The following is a 525-nucleotide window of genomic DNA, read 5'->3' as shown; positions in this document are numbered from 1 at the left end:
CTGTAAAATACATTTACAATAAACCTCTTTGGCAAATATTTGAAAATATGAAGAAAAAACAAAGTAAATAACTCATTTTTATCGTAGTTACCTGCACTTATGCTTATAAAAAATAAAATCAAAAATGCAACATTATGTTGTCTGTCTTTTACGGAACACTAGATAAATTAAGCAGGGCTTAACTGTCAGAGTTTAGGCAAGTTTGCAATTCCTCAAAGACCGAACCAAGATCGTCAAAATGGAGTAACGCCCTGCCGTCCAGCGGAGTGGGCATATTATTTACAATCACAATTTCACCCCCGCCCCGCAAAGTGTATTGGGGCATACCGGCGGCAGGGAAGACGGTCAGGCTTGTCCCCAGCACAAGCATTAAATCCGCTTTTTGCGATTCCGCCGTCGCTTTTCTTAACGCGTCCGCAGGAAGACTTTCACCAAAAAAAGTGATTGCCGGTTTTAATACCCTGCCGCACTTCGGACACTTGGGCATTTCTCCCCTGCGGACAATAGCCGCCGCTTCTTCATAAC

1 protein-coding gene is annotated in these 525 nt (G+C 42.9%); it reads right to left on the bottom strand.

The window, feature by feature from the left end; genetic code table 11:
* Positions 1-178 precede the first annotated feature (178 nt).
* Positions 179-525, bottom strand: a 347-nt coding sequence (locus ACYVRH_RS14395; protein ID WP_461257556.1) for a Sir2 family NAD-dependent protein deacetylase, incomplete at its 5' end; no start/stop codon positions are given.

This window comes from Treponema sp. R80B11-R83G3, from assembly GCF_054786115.1.
This window is presented reverse-complemented; position numbering and strand designations above follow the sequence as displayed.